The 17,358-nt window shown below is 45.7% G+C and carries 17 protein-coding genes; 16 read left to right on the forward strand and 1 reads right to left on the reverse strand.

The window, feature by feature from the left end:
- Nucleotides 1-25 precede the first annotated feature (25 nt).
- The 14 genes from rsmD to HMPREF1492_RS04525 all read left to right on the forward strand — a co-directional run bounded on the left by rsmD (nucleotide 26) and on the right by HMPREF1492_RS04525 (nucleotide 12,624).
- Nucleotides 26-604, forward strand: a complete 579-nt coding sequence (rsmD, locus tag HMPREF1492_RS04460) for a 16S rRNA (guanine(966)-N(2))-methyltransferase RsmD (RefSeq protein WP_035436355.1) — start codon at nucleotides 26-28, stop codon at nucleotides 602-604.
- 8 nt (nucleotides 605-612) lie between these two features.
- Nucleotides 613-1,122: a pantetheine-phosphate adenylyltransferase gene (gene coaD, locus HMPREF1492_RS04465; RefSeq protein ID WP_035436357.1), complete on the forward strand. Its 510-nt coding sequence runs from the start codon at nucleotides 613-615 to the stop codon at nucleotides 1,120-1,122.
- A 126-nt stretch (nucleotides 1,123-1,248) separates the two neighbouring features.
- The gene (locus HMPREF1492_RS04470; protein ID WP_035436359.1) at nucleotides 1,249-1,746 is read left to right on the forward strand and encodes an SPFH domain-containing protein; all 498 of its coding nucleotides are present in this window, start codon (nucleotides 1,249-1,251) and stop codon (nucleotides 1,744-1,746) included.
- A 5-nt stretch (nucleotides 1,747-1,751) separates the two neighbouring features.
- On the forward strand, nucleotides 1,752-2,321 hold the full coding sequence (locus HMPREF1492_RS04475; RefSeq protein WP_035436363.1) for a YceD family protein: 570 nt from the start codon (nucleotides 1,752-1,754) through the stop codon (nucleotides 2,319-2,321).
- Between the two features lie 147 nt (nucleotides 2,322-2,468).
- Entirely contained in the window at nucleotides 2,469-2,648 is a 180-nt protein-coding gene (rpmF, locus tag HMPREF1492_RS04480; RefSeq protein WP_012808941.1) for a 50S ribosomal protein L32, read from the forward strand.
- Nucleotides 2,649-2,724: 76 nt separating this feature from the next.
- Nucleotides 2,725-3,708: a phosphate acyltransferase PlsX gene (gene plsX / locus HMPREF1492_RS04485; RefSeq protein WP_035436365.1), complete on the forward strand. Its 984-nt coding sequence runs from the start codon at nucleotides 2,725-2,727 to the stop codon at nucleotides 3,706-3,708.
- A 168-nt stretch (nucleotides 3,709-3,876) separates the two neighbouring features.
- Nucleotides 3,877-4,113, forward strand: a complete 237-nt coding sequence (locus tag HMPREF1492_RS04490) for a phosphopantetheine-binding protein (protein ID WP_035436367.1) — start codon at nucleotides 3,877-3,879, stop codon at nucleotides 4,111-4,113.
- 13 nt (nucleotides 4,114-4,126) lie between these two features.
- Nucleotides 4,127-4,858, forward strand: coding sequence for a ribonuclease III (rnc, locus tag HMPREF1492_RS04495; protein WP_035436370.1), 732 nt, complete (start codon nucleotides 4,127-4,129; stop codon nucleotides 4,856-4,858).
- Between the two features lie 17 nt (nucleotides 4,859-4,875).
- On the forward strand, nucleotides 4,876-8,415 hold the full coding sequence (gene smc, locus HMPREF1492_RS04500) for a chromosome segregation protein SMC (protein WP_035436373.1): 3,540 nt from the start codon (nucleotides 4,876-4,878) through the stop codon (nucleotides 8,413-8,415).
- Nucleotides 8,415-9,320 carry a signal recognition particle-docking protein FtsY gene (ftsY, locus tag HMPREF1492_RS04505; RefSeq protein ID WP_035436376.1) on the forward strand — a complete coding sequence of 302 codons (906 nt, stop codon included), beginning with the start codon at nucleotides 8,415-8,417 and terminating at the stop codon, nucleotides 9,318-9,320. The genes smc and ftsY overlap by 1 nt, the downstream gene beginning before the upstream one ends.
- Nucleotides 9,320-10,699, forward strand: coding sequence for a signal recognition particle protein (ffh, locus tag HMPREF1492_RS04510; protein WP_035436378.1), 1,380 nt, complete (start codon nucleotides 9,320-9,322; stop codon nucleotides 10,697-10,699). Before ftsY ends, ffh begins: the two co-directional genes overlap by 1 nt.
- A gap of 108 nt (nucleotides 10,700-10,807) precedes the next feature.
- Nucleotides 10,808-11,188: a YbaN family protein gene (locus tag HMPREF1492_RS04515; protein ID WP_035436381.1), complete on the forward strand. Its 381-nt coding sequence runs from the start codon at nucleotides 10,808-10,810 to the stop codon at nucleotides 11,186-11,188.
- Nucleotides 11,189-11,248: 60 nt separating this feature from the next.
- A complete protein-coding gene (locus tag HMPREF1492_RS04520) occupies nucleotides 11,249-11,914 on the forward strand; it encodes a hypothetical protein (RefSeq protein WP_035436383.1) in 666 nt (221 codons plus the stop codon).
- A gap of 56 nt (nucleotides 11,915-11,970) precedes the next feature.
- Complete coding sequence (locus HMPREF1492_RS04525; RefSeq protein ID WP_035436385.1) at nucleotides 11,971-12,624, forward strand: hypothetical protein; 654 nt, start codon at nucleotides 11,971-11,973, stop codon at nucleotides 12,622-12,624.
- Between the two features lie 66 nt (nucleotides 12,625-12,690).
- Here HMPREF1492_RS04525 and HMPREF1492_RS04530 read toward each other — a convergent pair whose 3' ends face one another.
- Entirely contained in the window at nucleotides 12,691-14,370 is a 1,680-nt protein-coding gene (locus HMPREF1492_RS04530; RefSeq protein ID WP_035436388.1) for a L,D-transpeptidase, read from the reverse strand.
- 229 nt (nucleotides 14,371-14,599) lie between these two features.
- On the opposite strand from HMPREF1492_RS04530, the gene HMPREF1492_RS04535 reads away from it, so the two are divergent.
- Complete coding sequence (locus HMPREF1492_RS04535; RefSeq protein ID WP_156095563.1) at nucleotides 14,600-16,252, forward strand: LPXTG cell wall anchor domain-containing protein; 1,653 nt, start codon at nucleotides 14,600-14,602, stop codon at nucleotides 16,250-16,252.
- A gap of 67 nt (nucleotides 16,253-16,319) precedes the next feature.
- Complete coding sequence (locus HMPREF1492_RS04540; RefSeq protein ID WP_035436391.1) at nucleotides 16,320-17,153, forward strand: TrmH family RNA methyltransferase; 834 nt, start codon at nucleotides 16,320-16,322, stop codon at nucleotides 17,151-17,153.
- The last annotated feature ends 205 nt before the right edge of the window (nucleotides 17,154-17,358 follow it).

Raw genomic sequence — 17,358 nt, forward strand, 5'->3', positions numbered from 1 at the left:
GATAGGTTTGGTGGCGAGAAAACCCATGAGGATAGTTGGCGGAAAATGGAAAGGTCGTGCAATTGAGGCTCCTGATGGTAAGGGGACTACGCGACCAACCACTGATCGTACGCGTGAGGCTATTGCAAGCTCCATCTTGGCTTCTCGCGGTCTTGACCTCAGTGAGTCTAGAGTGCTTGACGCTTTTGCAGGCTCGGGTGCTATGGGTTTTGAGCTACTTTCTAGAGGAGCCCTGTACGCTGCCTTTATTGATAAAGATAGAAAGACGTGCGATCGCATTAAGCGTACGGCTAAATCTCTTGGTGTAAGCACCTCTGAGATGAGTGTTATCTGTGGAGATACGGCGCACTTAGCTGAGTCATCTCAGCTGTTTGGAGGTCCTTTTGACGTGGTATTTTTGGATCCTCCTTATGCCGTTGAGGCAGAGGTAGTATCCAAGCTGCTTAAAGACTTGACTCAGGCGGGAAGTCTGACAGAAGATGCTGTGGTAGTGTACGAGCATAGCCACAAATCTGATTCAGTTTCTCTTGACAACTTTGAGCTTTCTAAGAGTAAGCGTTATGGTATTGCTCAAGTTGATTTACTTGTTCGTTGTGAGGGATAGGAGATACGTTGAACAGCATCACTCACGTAGTTGTACCAGGTACTTTTGATCCCGTCACAAACGGACACCTTGATGTAATCAAACGAGCTTCTCGCCTTTTTGAAAATGTTACGGTAGCTGTTGCGGCTTCAAAGCGCAAGCACGGCACAGGAACTACCTTTTCTCTTGAAGAGCGCGTACAGATGCTCAAAGACGCTCTGGTAGATGAAGGTCTCGTGGACGTTTCTGTAGAGCCTATGGAAGGCCTTCTGGTTGATTTCTGCAATGCTCGCGGCGCAGGTGGTGTTGTTAAAGGTCTGAGGGCTATGACAGACTTTGAGTACGAGCTTCAGCAGGCAGATCTTAACGCTCATATGGCTCCTGAGCTGGAGAGCGTCTTTGTTATGTCTAGTCCAGAGTACGGCTACATTTCTTCTTCAATTGTCAGAGAAATTTCAGCCATGGGCGCAGACGTATCATTTTTGGTACCAAAGAACGTCATTAAAAAGCTTGAAGCTCTGCATAATTGCGGTAATTAAGTATATTTGCCCTGCATTTTCATTATATTCTGCTAACATTCTTAAAAAGGTGTTTTATGCGTCGTGCTCATGTGGGCTATACGTGCATATAACACGGCTTATGTATTGGATTGAAAGGAGCCCTGGATGCAGCCAGGCGAGGAAATTGAGAGCCTTGTATCTGAGATTGAGCAGATAGTAACTGAGGCTAAGTCACCTTTTATGGATGGCGGTAACAAGAAGATTATTGATGCCCAGGACTTCTACGAGCTGCTTGACGAGATTCGTCGTGTTTTCCCAGAAGAGTTTGCAACCGCTCGTCGCATCATCAAGGAAGAGGATGAGACCCTTGAGCGCGCACGTGCTCAGGCAGAGTCCATCATTGCTGACGCACAGCAGCAGGCTATGATTCTTGCTGGTGACCAGGAAGTTGTCCGCCTTGCTCAGCAGCAGGCAGACGCCATTCGTGATCAGGCAGAGCAGTATGAGCGTGATACTCGCTACAACGCTGAGGAGTACGCAGATACCGTTCTTGCTCACCTTGAGGAGAACCTTAAGAGCCTGACAAATTCTGTCTCTCGTGTTCGTCAGACACTTGATGAGAACTCTGGTCCTCGTAACACCAGCAATAACGTTGCCTGGTAATTCCAATGCAACCAGTTCTTTATGCACTAGATGATCGTCTTGCAAATGCAGGCGATACTGTTTCTTATGCGGGCCATCTTAATGAAGACTCGTATGAGCTAGGGGAGCATGAATTTTCTCTTCCTATGGGAATTGATTTTGATCTAGTGCTTACCAACGCGGGTGAGGGCATTTTGGTTACCGGAATGCTTCGTGCTGACGCAGTTGGTACGTGTGACCGTTGTCTTGAGGACGCACATCTCTCTTTAAACGCAGAGGTAGATGAGTATTATCTCTTTGAAGAGCCTGTAATTTCTGCAGATGATGAAGATGAGGCAGATTACGTTTTAGTAAATGCCGATAAAACCATCGATCTTGCAGAGGCTCTTTTGCCTTCGCTTGTTATGGAGACACCTTATGTTGTACTGTGCAAGTCCGACTGCAAGGGACTTTGCCCAGTATGCGGTTGCAATCTGAATGAAGAGGATTGCGGTCATGCAGCTCAGATTGAGCAGAAGCGAGAAGAAGAAAAGCTTGCTTCAAACCCGTTTTCGGCTCTCAAAAATCTTGTGATTGAGCCGGATTCGGAAGAGTAAAATAAAATTTCTTCTCCTAAATGGTGAAGAAATGCTGTATCTACGTACAAAATGTGTCAGTACGTGGTATAGTATCCAACGCATTATGTGAATGGGTCGCGCCCTCATGTGTTTTAGGGGCGCTAGCAAGAGCAAAAGAGGTTTAAGATGGCAGTACCTAAACAAAAGAAGGGCCGCGGCGCAACCCACACCCGTCGTTCGGCAAACAGCAAGCTTAACGCAGCAGCTCGCTCTGTATGCCCACAGTGCGGCGCTCCAAAGCTTCCTCACCACGTATGCCCTAACTGTGGCTTCTACAAGGACCGTGAGGTTGTTGTTACTGAGTAACACTCATACATTGTATGGCCAAGAAGGCCGGTTCTTTAGGGGCCGGCCTTCTTTTTTATAGCACAAAGGAGTTATCATGCCCGTTATTTGTGTAGACGTTATGGGATCTGACCAAAGCCCTGAGGTTGTTCTCGAGGGAGTCCGTATGGCTCTCGAGAAGGACAAAGAGCTAGAGGTTCTTCTCGCCGGAGCTGATGAGTTTGTTACTCCTTTTGCAAACAAGCACAATCGTGCAAAGGCTTTAGTAACTACTGAAATTATTGCCATGAGCGAACATCCCGCCAATGCGGTTAGGCAGAAGAAAGACGCCAGTATTGTAAGGGCTGCGCAGGCAGTCAAGGCTGGAGAGGCTGACGGCCTTTTTTCGGCAGGCTCCACAGGAGCAGTGCTTACTGCAGCTACCTTTGGTATTGGTCGCATCAAGGGCGTTAAGCGCCCTGCACTTACCCTGATTCTTCCTGGACTTGGTGGCCATAAAACAGTCTTTTTGGATACTGGCGCTAACGCTGATGTGCGTCCAGAAGTTTTGGTGCAATTTGCACAAATGGGCAAGGCTTTTGCCAATGCATCGCTTGGAATTGAAAACCCAACCATAGGCCTTCTCTGCAATGGTTCTGAAGAGACCAAGGGTTCTGAACTTGCTCTTTCATATCACGCAGCTCTTGCAGAAGCGGCTATCAATTTTGGTGGAAATGCTGAGGGAACTGATATTTTAGGAAGCCGCTTTGATGTTATTGTGACAGACGGCTTTACAGGAAACGTGGCCTTAAAATCCATTGAGAGCACGGGCAAATTTATTATGTCTAGCCTCAAAGACGCAATTAATTCCTCCAAGAAGGCTGCGTTTGGTGCACTTCTTTTGAAGGATGCTCTGAAGGCTACAGCAGCGGAGCTTTCAGGAGATTCTGTTGGCGGCGCCTTCTTGCTAGGTGTTTCTGCACCTGTACTTAAAGGACATGGTGCTACCAGCTCTTCTGCTGTGTGCGCAGGAACACTTTCTGCAGCAAATGCAGTACGCGCCAACCTTATCGAGAAAATTTCCTCGTCAATTCAGCTGTAGTAAAAGCGTCTGTACATAAAAATTTTTATAACTATGGTGGAGCCCATGGACAATTCTGTGGGCTTTACTTTTTTTAAGATTGTTTGTTTCAGCTTTAGTAATGTCATCATACAGACGCCCATCACGGGGTAAAATTACTAGCGTCATTGTTGTGTGCAAGGAGGATGTATGGATCGCACAGAAACACTTGAAAAGGTAATTGACGTTGTTAGAGAGACACTGGACCTTGACGAGTCCGTTGAGCTCACAGAGGGCACCTCATTTAAAGATCTTGGTGCAGACTCTTTTGATCTTTTGCAGCTTGTCACAGACCTTGAGCAAGAGTTTGATATGACCTTTGATGCAGAAAACATCGATGAGATTGCTACCGTTGGTGACGCAGTAGATGCTATTCTTGCTGCTTAAGTAGGTTTTATACGTGAAATTGCACGAACGAGTAGCTGCTGCAGAAGCTATTTGCGGTCACACATTTACCAATAAAGACCTTATCGAGGCTGCCCTCACACACCCTTCGGCGGTGGAGGGCAAGCCTGTTTCTGCTTCGTATGAGCGCCTGGAGTTTTTAGGTGACTCAATTCTTGGTGCCATTATTGCAACGGAGCTGTTTGAGCGTTATCCAGATATGGATGAAGGCCAGCTTACTAGGCTGAAAATCTCTCTGGTATCTGGTCACACACTCTCCATTGTCTCTGATGCTCTAGGAATTTCTCCCTTAATTGTTATGGGAATTTCCGAGAAGGGCACGGGAAAGCGTGGCATGAAGTCTGCTCTGGAGAACGTCTACGAGTCCATTGTTGGCGCGCTCTACCTTGATGCGGGCTTTGATCCAACGCACGAGTTTGTTATTCGTACGCTTGGACCTCACATTTCTCCAGCGCTGGCAGTTCGTTCGGTAAGTCCTAAATCTCGTTTGCAAGAAGCGGTACAAGCTAAAGGTAAAGCTACCCCAGAGTACAAGCTTATTGGCGAGAGCGGCCCTGCTCATACGCCAACGTTTACCGCTGTGGTATTTGTCGACGGCCTTAAGGTGGGTCGTGGACAGGGACCATCAAAGAAAGCTGCAGAGTCAGAAGCCGCTCAAGACGCGTTGGTACGTCTTGGTGTGGATGATGCTCCGCTTGATGCTGATGCAGAAATGCACCTAAGGTAGAAAGGTACCCTGTACCCGTGTATCTAAAATCGCTGACACTCAAGGGTTTTAAGTCATTCGCTGATAAAACTCAGATGGTTTTTGACCCCGGTCTTACCGTTGTCGTTGGTCCTAACGGCTCGGGTAAGTCCAATGTCTCTGACGCAATTCTTTGGGTATTGGGCGAGCAGAGCGCAAAGATGCTCCGTGGCCAGGCTATGGAAGACGTTATCTTCTCTGGCTCGTCAGCAAGGGGAGCGGTGGGTGTTGCTGAGGTAACACTGGTCTTGGATAACTCCGACCACACTATTCCTATTGATTTCTCTGAAATTGGCATCACCAGGCGCATGTATCGCTCTGGAGAGTCTGAGTACCTGATTAACGGAGCTCCTTCCAGGCTCATGGACATTCAGGACATCTTGCATGATTCTGGCCTGGGCAAAGATACGCACTCCATCATTTCCCAGGGCAAGCTTGACTCTATTTTGTCTAGCCGCCCTGAGCAGCGTCGTGAGCTCATTGAAGAGGCTGCAGATATCTCTAAGCATCGTCGCCGTAAAGAGCGTGCGGAGCGCAAAATCTCTTCCATGGATGAGAACCTCACGCGAGCCAAAGTGGTTTCTCGCGAGATTACCCGCCAGCTTAAACCGCTTGAGAGGCAGGTAGACAAGGCTTCTCGCGCTAAAGATCTGTCCGCTCAGCTCAAAGATTTGACGGTTCAGCTTGCGGTTGATGACCTTCGTCAGCTGCAGTTTACGCATGGAAAGTTGGAGGCACGCGCTAAAGAGGCAGAGGCTGCTATTGAGCTTTCTCAATATCGTGCGGGCGAGAAAAACCGTGAGCTTGAAAAGCTCCAGTCACTTCTTGAGCAAAAGGGGCTCTTTGTTGGAGACTTAGGTGAGCAGCGCCGTCGCATGCAAGAGATTCTTGGTCGTATGGGATCTGACATGCGTCTTTTGGAGGAGAAGGGCAAGAACATGGTTTCTCGCCTTTCTGACACGCGTATGCAGCTTTCTGTGATGGATAAACAGAAGGCAGACGCCGCAAAAGAAAACGAAGAGCTTTCTGGTCAGCTGGCAACAATTCGTGCAAAGGTTGCTGATCTGACAGAGAGTGTGAACGCGCTCCAAGAGGCAGCTAACCAGGCAATTGCCGAGCGTCGCGCTCTTGATGTAAAGATTTCTGACTGCACTGCGTCTGAGCGTAGTGCGCGCAATACCGCTGATAAAGAGACGCTTGCGTATGTAAAACTTGAAGAGCAGATTGCTCATGCGCAGGTAGAAGACAAGATGTTTGAGTCTAGATTGACTCAGATTACTGAGACGCTTGAGATTGCTCGTGCTGCCCTGGAAGATAGCGTCGCTAAAGAGGCAGAGCTCACCGCCGCCCTTGAGGTAGCTCGTCAGGAGTCAGAGGCGTTTGTCGCTGAGATTTCTGAACGTGCTTCTGCACTTGAAGCAGCTCGCGAGGCAGAGCGCACTGCTCGCCAGGAGCTCTCAAGCAGTGAAGCTACGCTTGAGGCACTTCGTGCGCTTGATGTGGAAGTCCAAAAGGGAAGTCCTCTGGCAGAAAAGCTTGTTGCGGATGCAGCAACCGCTTCTCTTGTTTCTGGCAGACTTGCTGATTACCTTGAGGTTCAGCCAGAGTTTGAGGCTCTTGTTGAGCAGCTTTTGGGAGAAGATCTTTCCGCGCTTGTTGTAGACAAGCAGCAAAACATTCAGACGCTCTTTGAGCGTGTTCAGACGCTTTCTGAGGACGGCAAGGCTACGTTGGTTGCTCTTTCTGATGCAACTCCAGCTCTTGCTGCACCTGCACATACAACGTCTTTGCTTGAGCACGTATCTGCGCAGAAGGGTTCCGAAGCTCTTGTGCAGGCGCTTTTTGGTCACGTTTTTGTCGCTCAGAGTCTTGACGATGCCTACACTGCTCGCAAAGTTGAGTCTCGCGGGCTTTATGCGCTTCCTGACGGCACGTTGCTCTATCCAGACGGTCGTCTGGTCCTGGGACACACATCTCAGGCTGAGGACGGCTCTCTTGAGCGTAAGCGTCGTATTCGCGAGCTTGAGGGTGCGCTTCCTTCCCTCAAACGCCATCTTGAGGCTGCTCGCTCTGCAGTTACCAACTGCGAGAATGAGCTGGCTTCAGTTCGCGAGAAAAGCGCGCAGTCCAAGGGTGAGGTTGCTCGCCTCAACGGTGAGCTTACCTCTATTGCTGCGGAGCGAGGCCGTCTTGAAGGGCAGGTTGCGTCTTCTCAGGCTGAGCTGAAGCAGGTGAGCACTTCTCGAGAGCAGGCAAAAGAGCGCGCTCAAGAGGCTCGTGCGCACATTGATGAGCACAAGCGTGCGGCTGAAGAGGCTAAGACTCGCATGGAGTTGTTAGCTTCGGAGCTCAAAGAGTTGCAGGAGCAGCATGAGGATGCCATTCGCGCACAGGGTAGGGCCAACCGAGAGCTTTCGGATGCAAAGACGGACCTGACTGTTGCAAAAGAGCGTGCAACGAGCATGGCTTCTCGCCAGGCAGAGCTTGAGAGGCGTCTGTCTCAGCTGGATGAGCAGCTTGCTGCTGCTAAGCAGGCAACGCACGCGCTTGAGGTAATTAGGCTGCGCGTTGACCCGCTGTACAAGCGCTATGATGCTCTGCACCAGAAGGCACTTGAGTGGGCGTCTAGACTCAAGGATCGCGCGTCGTTGGCGGAGGCAGACTCCGAGACGCTGCGAGAGACCATCTCTGAGGCAAAAGACGCTGCTTCTGAAGCTGCGCTTGCGGTAGAAAAAGAGAAAGACGCTGCTAACCAGATTAGCGTTGAGATTGGCAAGCTTGAGGTACAGGTTCAAAACGCCATCGAAGCCATTCTTGCCACGGGTGCCTCATTGGACGAGGCATTGACGCTTCCTGAGCCAGAAGATAGAGAGCAGGCAGAACGCCTTGCTGCGTCGCTCAAGAGTCAGCTTGAGGCACTTGGTCCTGTCAACGCCGTTGCCATGGATGAGTACGAGCGCCTCAAAGAGCGCGCTGACTACATTAATGAGCAGGTAGCAGACTTAGAGGCTGCTCGAACCTCGCTGAAGAAAATCATCTCGGCCATTGATCGCAAGATGCGTAGCCGCTTCCTTGTTGTCTTTGACCGCGTAAACCAGAACTTCTCCGAGATCTTCTCCATGCTGTTCCCTGGCGGTCATGCTCACATTGAGCTTACTGACCCAGACCATCTCTCCGAGACAGGCATTGAGATTGTGGCTCAGCCGCGCGGTAAGCGCATTACCAAGATGATGCTCATGTCAGGTGGCGAGAAGAGCCTCACTGCCCTGGCATTGCTCTTTGCTGTGTATAGGACGCGCACTGTTCCGTTCTACGTTTTTGATGAGGTTGAGGCCGCGCTCGACGACGCCAACCTCTCCAAGCTGCTTGATGCCATTGAGCAGCTCAAAGAGACTACTCAGCTGATTGTCATTTCTCACCAGAGGCGCACCATGGAGCAGGCTGATGTTCTGTACGGTGTATCTATGCAGGCAGATGGTGTCAGCCACGTTGTCTCTCAGAGGCTTGATAAGACAACCGGAAAGGTAGTTGATATCTAATGGGCTTTATGGACAATCTTCGCCGCGGTCTTGAGCGTTCTCGTGAGACTTTAAGCGAAATCTTTTATATGGGTGGAGAGGTCACCGAAGACTTTTGGGATGACCTTGAGGACACGCTTGTTATGGGAGACATGGGTGCTGAGGTGGCTATGCGCGTCACCGACGACCTGCGTGAGCGTGCAGCGCGAGAAAATCTTATGCGCTCCGATCAGCTTCGTCGCGCTCTTGTAGAGCGTCTTACGGCAGAGTTTCCTGTTGCAGAAAGAGACCCCTTTACGGATACGCCCTCTATTGTCTTGTTTGTAGGCATTAACGGTGCTGGTAAAACTACCACTGTTGGTAAGATTGCTGGTCGCGCACATGCTAATGGCGTAAAGACTTTGATTGGCGGTGCTGACACCTTCCGTGCGGCTGCAATTGAGCAGCTACAGGTATGGGGAGAGCGTTCTGGCATTGAGGTAGTAACCAAAGAGCGTGGTGCTGACCCTGCAAGCGTTTGTTTTGAGGTTGTTGAGACTGCAGAAAAACAAGGCACTGAACTGGTGCTTATTGATACTGCCGGACGTCTGCATACCTCATCGGATCTGATGCGTGAGCTTGCTAAGGTTGTCTCGGTTACCAGAAAGCGCGCAGGGGATATTCCCGTGAGTGTTGTCTTGGTTATTGATGCAACTACTGGCCAAAACGGCCTTAATCAGGCAAAAGAGTTCAATGACGCCCTGTCTTTGGACGGTCTTATTGTTACCAAGCTTGATGGCACTGCAAAGGGAGGAATTGCTCTGGCAATTTCAAACCAGCTTAACCTGCCTATTTATCGTATTGGTGTGGGCGAGTCAATTGATGATCTTCAGACATTTGACGCTCGATCATTCTGTGAAGCACTTGTTGGTGAGGGAGTTCAGTAATGTTTAACAGCCTGCAAGATAGACTGCAAAATACATTTTCCGCTCTGCGCGGAAAGGGCCGTCTCACTGAGGACGATATCAATTCAGCAATGCGAGAAATTCGCATGGCTCTTCTCGAGGCTGACGTTAACTACAAGGTAGTTAAAGAGTTTGTTGGTCGCTGTAAAGAGCAGTGCATGACCGCTGACGTACTGGAGTCTCTGTCACCAGCCCAAAATGTTGTCCGCATTGTTCTGGATGAGCTCACGACACTGCTTGGTTCAACCGAGTCCAAGCTCACGCTGGCGCAGAACCGCATTCCAAACGTCATTATGCTTGTTGGTCTTCAGGGCTCCGGTAAGACAACCGCAGCTGCAAAGCTTGCCTACTTGCTTAAGTCTCAGGGAAAGAATCCTCTGCTTGCCGCCTGCGACGTTCACCGTCCCGCAGCAGCAGATCAGCTTGAAACACTTGGTTCAGAGATTGGTGTGCCAGTCTATCGTGGAGATGGCAAAGATGCCGTTGCTATTGCGTCTCAGGCTATCCAGGAAGCTGTTGACCACCTCAACGACCTGGTGATTGTCGATACCGCTGGCCGTCTTCAAATTGACGAAGAAATGATGGAAGAGGCCGTTGCTATCAAGCGTGCCGTCAAGCCAGATCAGATTCTTATGGTTGTCGACGCCATGACCGGCCAGGATATTGTCAATGTTGTCAGCACCTTCGCCGAGCGCGTAGACTTTGACGGCGTTATCATGTCCAAGCTTGATGGCGACGCTCGTGGCGGTGGTGCCCTTTCCGTACGTGAGGTTACCGGCAAGCCTATCAAGTTTGTTTCTATGGGCGAGAAACCCGATTCACTTGAGGTTTTCCACCCAGATCGTATGGCCAAGCGCATCCTTGGCATGGGTGATGTTATCTCTATTGTCGAGAAGGCCCAACAGGCAGCAGATGAGAAGCAGGTTGAAGATGCTGAGCGCATGTTGCGTGAAGGCTTTACTATGGATGACCTGCTCAATCAGATGAACCAAATTCGCAAGATGGGCGGTCTTGCAAAGCTTATTGGTGCTCTACCTGGTGGTGACCGCATGATGGCCCAGCAGGGTGGTGTGGACGATAGTTCAATGGGAAAGATTGAAGCTATCATTCATTCCATGACCAAGGAAGAGCGTGCACGTCCAAAGATTATTAACGGTCAGCGCCGTCGTCGTATTTCCATGGGTTCTGGTCGTAGTGTTCAGGAAGTTAATCAACTTATTCGCCAGTGGGGAGAGATGAATAAGATGATGGGCAAGATGAAGGCTATGACTCAGGGCGGAAATGCAAAGAAGGGCCGTCGCGCAATGGAGTCCATGATGAAGAATATGGGCTTTGGCGGAGGTCAAATGCCACGTTTCTAGGCTTTATTCATAAATATTTTTATATAAGAAATACTTTGGTTTAAGTAATATCCCTACTGCATTTTGTTAAACATGGTAAACTCTCTCAAAAAGCAGTAGGGAGTATTTATGTCAATTAAACGTGTTGCCTTTATGGCACTAGGTTGTATAAGCTTGGCACTTGCTGTGCTTGGTGTAGTGCTTCCCATTTTGCCAACTGTTCCATTTTTGGCACTTGCTGCATTTTGCTTTGCAAAATCATCCGACCGACTCAATAATTGGCTTATTAATACAAAGTTTTACCAAAATAACCTTGCTGATTTTAAAGCTGGAAAAGGGATGACTGTTAAGACTAAAACACGCATTCTTGTTACAGTAACCTTGGTCATGGCTGTAGGTCTGATTGCCATGCTTATGAAAGGCGTTATTGTTGGCAGTATTGTCCTTGTCATTGTTTGGTTAGGACACATTTACTATTTTGGATTTAAAGTTAAAACGATTAAAGAGTAAACAATTGTTACAATAGCTTCTAGTTAGTTTCATTATTACTAGGTAATGATGAGGTGACAGATGATGCAGCGTAGGAAAAGAGTTATTGTAGGCATAATATTGTTGTCAGCTGGGCTGATAATAGGCCTAATAGTGTTCTATAAACCAAAAAATGTATCATCACTTCAGATAACAAATTTAAAGAAATCGGCCGCACAATGTGTTGCTAGTCAACTCAACACATTTAATGATTACAGTGAAGAACTGGGGCCAGAGTATAACTATTTGAAGATAGATAGCATCGAAGATCTTGAGATATCAGGTCCTATTTTATGTGCTACAAAAATGGAAAATGGAGATATTGCAACAACAGGACTCTTGTGGGTCATTAGTAGGAATAACAAGTTGATAGCAGTTGTTGATCAGGATATATATGCATTATCTATACTTTCAAATTTTGGATTTTCTATCAATCAAAGCATGTATCAAATGAACATTCCTTTACTTGAAGAAATGCATACACGAGGATTACCCGTCATAAAGTGGAGTGTTCAAAATGCAAGTGGTGGAGAAATGTACCTATCAGACGGGTTGTTAGGTTCACATGCATATAACAATATTACTAATATTGGTATTAGGCAAAGTGATTCTGATTTTCCTTCTGCCAGTTCATTGATCACTTCTCGCTTAGGTTCAGAGTATCTTGATTTTATGGCAAACAAAGAGCATGTAGTGGATCTTTTATAGGATTTTCATAAGAGCATGTTTTCGGTTTACATTCAATACAAGTGAGGCGATTAGACATGTCACATGGTAAGAAAAGATTGTATATAACTATCAGTGCAGTAATTGTGGCATGTGTATTTATATGTATTTGGTTTAGACCGGAAGCGGTTAGGGAGCGAAACCTCGATTTTTTAAAACATCAAGCTGTGGAATTTATAAGGGAGCAATCAGCTGATAATATTTTCTCATATGAAAAGTTTGAGTCTGGAGAATATAGGACTTATACCTGCAATATGAACGACGTGTATATATCTGGTCCAATTTTATCAGTTGTAGAGAAAAACAATGAATTATTAGACGGTGGCGTTTCGTGGGTTGTAAGTGTTAATGGAGAAATCATTGGAACAATCGAGCAAGATGCCGCTTTATATTCAGTTTCTCTCTCATCACAAGATTTTGATCAATATATTCTTTATGGGACTGCTTACGTTCTGCAAGCTATAAGCACTCGCAAATTACCTGCCGTCTCCTACTATGAATACGATACAGATGGTGGAGGAACCTTTCTGTCTGATAATATACTTGCGACATTTAATTACGGCACAGGAGACTATGGTTTTGATAAAGCATTCAGCAAATTTCCTTCTGCCAGTTCATTGATCACTTCTCGCTTAGGTTCAGAGTATCTTGATTTTATGGCAAACAAAGAGCGTGTTGTGGATCTTCTGTAAGACATAAAAACGCGCGCTTCAGAATTATTTTCTAAAGCGCGCATAAATATATTTTCTAAGAAAAACCTAGTAGTGGATGATAATTGGATCTCCATCTTTGGCGATATCAAAGAGTTTTTGAGCGTTTTCATAGCTTAGGTTGATGCAGCCATGACTACCGCCTGTTCTGTAGATGTTTCCACCAAACGCACTTCTCCATGGAGCGTTGTGAAAACCAACTTCCTGACCTTTTACACCCAACCAGAAGTCAACGTGTGCATCCCAACCTGGTTTGCCATTCTCGTCATTTGGTCCCAGGAGACGAGCGTCTCTAATGTGGCTGGTAATATACCAGACTCCTTCCGGAGTGTTGTGATGTCCGTCTGGGATACCTGTTACTACATCGGCTTCCCAAAGAATAGTTCCATCATCACCATAAAGAACAGCATGCTGAGTGGTAAGGTCAACGTCAATATAACGACCGCCCCAGTCCTGCTCGCCCTGTTTAGTAAATTTATCGGCCGACTGTTTTGTAGGTAGTTCAATCTTTGTTGCCTGACCAGCGGACAGACCGTCAGAGATAGCTTTTACAGCAGCATCATTATCAATAACCCAACCGTATGCACCAGCGGCCTTTGTAGTGAATTCTTTTCCATCCCAACGCTTATACGTTCTTGAAGTTCCACGAGTATCTACTGCAGGAGCAAGTGTCTCGTTGACCCATTTGGTAATAGCGTCTGTATCAAATGAAATAGAGAGATTCTCATCAAACTTAATCCAGCTAGCAATGGTGTCTTGATCAAGCTGATATGCGGCAGAATCGCCAAGCATCAAATCAACTGCAGAAGCAACGTATGAATTAGCGGTCTTCAAAGCAGAATCAAGGTCTTCTGCACTTATGAGGCTCTCTGGGCCAAGCTGTACGGTAGTGCTCAGATTATCAAAAGCGGTTTGCAAGTCTTTATGGACACCCTCAAGAGATAGTCTTGTAGCAATAGCGTCGTCGGCAAAAATAAACTTTTTAGCCGAGCTATCGTAGGTAATACCATTGTTCTCTAGAGTTTGAGCAGATTCTTTTGCCTGCTCGATTCTTTGATTAAAGAGTGCGTCTGCCTTGCTTGTATCATACGAAGCGGTAGCGTGAGGGCTTAGGGACCTGCTGCGAGTAAGCTCCAGTGGCCACATCCAAGGATTCTGCTGGCTAATAGCATCGTGAGCATATCCAGCTGCGTCGTACGTCAAATCAATGTCGGATGCCTTGATGGTTAAATCTACGCCGTTTCCAGAGACTTGGACGGAGTAATTTGAGGCCTCGTTTGCTCTAGAAGCTTGTAAATCTGAAGCAGGTTTTAAGGAGTAGTCCTTACCATAAATGCTGGTTTGAGGCATAAAGAAGAAGTTAAAGAAGATTGCTCCACCCACATACACAAGGGCGAGAATACCAACGAGCGCAGCAGGTATCTTCCACCACTGATGTTTCTTGTGAACAACGGGAGCCTCTTCTTTTTCTCCAAGCTCTGCGCTATCAAGAGGAGCAATGACAGTTAAATCATCTGCCTGCTCTTCTGGGGCCTCTGTAGCTTGTGAAGGCTCATTGAGCTGATTGGCTTTTACCTGCTCTTCATTGAGAGCAACGTACATATCAGTATCGCCAAGGCTTGGTACTGAGTCTTTAAGAGAAGGCGCTTTCTCTGTAGCTTCCTCTGAAGAAAGAGGTTGTAGGTTAGCGGTATGAGAAGCAGAGCTTTTTGCAAAGTGCTTAGCCAAGGAGCACTCCTTATAAGAACGAAGGTACATAACAAGAAGTAATGCAATTTGAAAACAACAAACTAATAAGCTTTCACACTTATCTTTTTATTCTAGTTCATATGCAACACATATTTTTGTGGAACTTATGAGGAATTATATATTCAGAGAATATATAGATATTTGAATATACTTTTGATTTAGACTTTTTTAAACAATGATTTGATTTAGGAAGGGAGTGTGGAAATAGATGAGATTGATAAATTCTCAAACTAGTTTTAAAAAATTTAAATGTGCAGTTACCTTGCTTGTTATTTTATGTGTATTTATTTCATACATTCCTGCTCCTGTTTTAGCAAACACTTTATTAGGACAAACAAACTCAAATCAATTGTTATTGCATACAGAGATTAAATCATTTAATCCATCTGCATCTGATTTCACTACAGTTGTAGGAAATGATTTAGGTTCTCTGGATAATTTGACAGAAATTAAGCCCTACGAAGAGCCAATAACAACATCACATCTTGATTTACAAAAAGTTACTGACTTTCATTTTTTAGATAGCGATCGGTTTGACCCATCACTTTTTTCAGATGATCATGAATTGCGTTATACAACCGATGAAGCTGCTGTTAATTCTTATCTACAAGCACATCCTAATCTTGCAGGTGTTACTGATCATAAAATTTTGCTTCCTGTTTTTGAATTCGATACAGACAATAACATTCAGGCTCATAGAGACATAATTAATAACTATATTTCAAATGGCCAACTAATTAATGGATCTGTTGGTCAAGACAATGTTGCCATTATTGATCGCAGTATACCTTTGGGTGAGTATAAGCTGGATAAAACTCTGTCCTACGATCAAGAGCATGGTTTTTACTATATTTATACTGTTCGTGCTGGAGTTTCAGATATTTCAAGGAACCTTACTACATTTGTTGATAGCAATGGAAATAGAACTGAGAAACAAGGTCTGTACGACGCACCTACAACAATTGGTAATAGCATTCTTGATCATAAAGAAGTAGAGCAGTATGTAATTCCTGAAGCCCATGATGGTGATGGAAATATTGTTAAGCCTAATATTTTTGTTACACACACAACGTATTACTATACTTTGGCGCATACTGCATATGTTACCGATACTGGAGAAACTTTGAGACCTACAGATGAGGGTCTTCAAAATGCTCCAGCAACAATCTCATCGTATACTTTTAATCATACCGTTGATGCAGGACGTAAAAAAGTTTTAGACATCGATACGGTTACAAATAGGATTTTATCTGATATTAAATCTCAAGATATTGCTGATGTATTTCCAGAAAGTTCGGCAACTCACGCTGGACAAATAGGCATTAAAAAGTTGCCTGATTCTACTTACGAAGTTTCTTTATTTGAGAACGGTAGTCTTACTACTGATCTAACATATAATCCTGACGGATCTCCACGAGTAGTTGATGCTGAAGGAAATCCCGTATATTTCTCAAATACTTTTAATGACATTGTATATACGTATTCTCAAGATAACACTCTTCCTATAGGCCAATATAAAATTGAGTATTTCTTGCTCCCAATGTCTTTTGATCCCAATACGCTTGATTCTTATCAACACTTAAAGATCAATCTTGTAATTGGAACAAAGGATTCTAATGAGCAAACTATTGCAGCTAATTGGACTCATGTGTACGTAAAACAACCTCCTGTCACACCAGTAACTCCTGGTTCTAACACTCCTGGAGAACCCCATAAGACAGAGGAAAAGGCGCAGCTTCCTGATACAGCTGACAATTCCCAAATTGTATTGCAGGGTACACTTATAAGCTTGTCTGCCATCTTGGTTTTGTTAGGTTACTTCCTTAAAAAGAGACTAGCAACAGAGGAAATTTTTTCATAAACGCGGTTTAACTTTTGTCTCAAGAGTAGAAAATATTAAGAATCAAGAGGCAAGGGGAACATTGCTTATGTCTACGTATCCAGTTATTTATTTAGATTCATCTGACGACAATCGTCTTGATGTGTATGCCCGATTGACTGATAACCAGCTTCGTAATCGTCTTGACCCAACTCGTGGCGTCATGATTTGTGAGTCTCATTTTGTGATTGAAACTGCGCTATCTGCAGGCTGTGAGCCAATCTCATTTCTTGCAAATACTTCTCATACAGATAACATTTTGCAAATTGTCGAGAAGTTCCATCCTTTGTCAGATGATGTTCCTATTTTCATTCTTCCAGATGAGCAGCTTACACAGCTTATTGGCTACAAGATGAATAGAGGAGTGCTCTGTGCCATGAGGAGACCTCAAGGTGCATCGCTAGAAGAGATTCTAAGCACGTCAAAGCATATTGCCGTACTAGAAGATTTAGTAGACGTTAACAACGTTGGTGCTGTCTTTAGGTCAGCTGCGGCCCTCAATGTAGATGCTGTTATCTTGACTGCTAAGTGCGCCGACAACCTCTCAAGGCGTGTCCTGCGCGTTTCTATGGGAACGGTTCTTAATGTGCCTTGGACTCGTTTGGATGAAGAGATAACTTCACTGGACCTTATTGAAAAGCTTAAAGCTCATTCTTTTACTACGTGTGCACTTGCACTCACAGATTCTGCAGTACCTCTTAATAAAGAGCTGGTAAAAGGTAAAAAAGCAGCACTATTCTTTGGTAGTGAAGGCTATGGTCTTGATAAGAAAACCATTGAGGCTTGTGACATTATCACCATCATTCCCATGTCTCATCAGGTGGACTCGCTTAATGTTGCTGCGTCATCTGCCGTGGCATTTTGGGAACTTTTTGCTCGATAACTTGAGCAGGAAACCTTTACATACGGCACAAAAAACGGCCACCTACGAGAGTGAACCGCCTCCCATTTCTTGGACATAAGAAATGGGAGGCAGTTCAAAACACACCTAAGTCGGATAATCTGTTAAAAAGACGTATACATTACGCTACCTATAGTTAAATCTTTTATATGACGCTATTCATTTTCTAGCATATTAGGTTAAGTTT

This window comes from Atopobium sp. BS2, assembly GCF_000565075.1.
GTDB lineage: Bacteria > Actinomycetota > Coriobacteriia > Coriobacteriales > Atopobiaceae > Lancefieldella.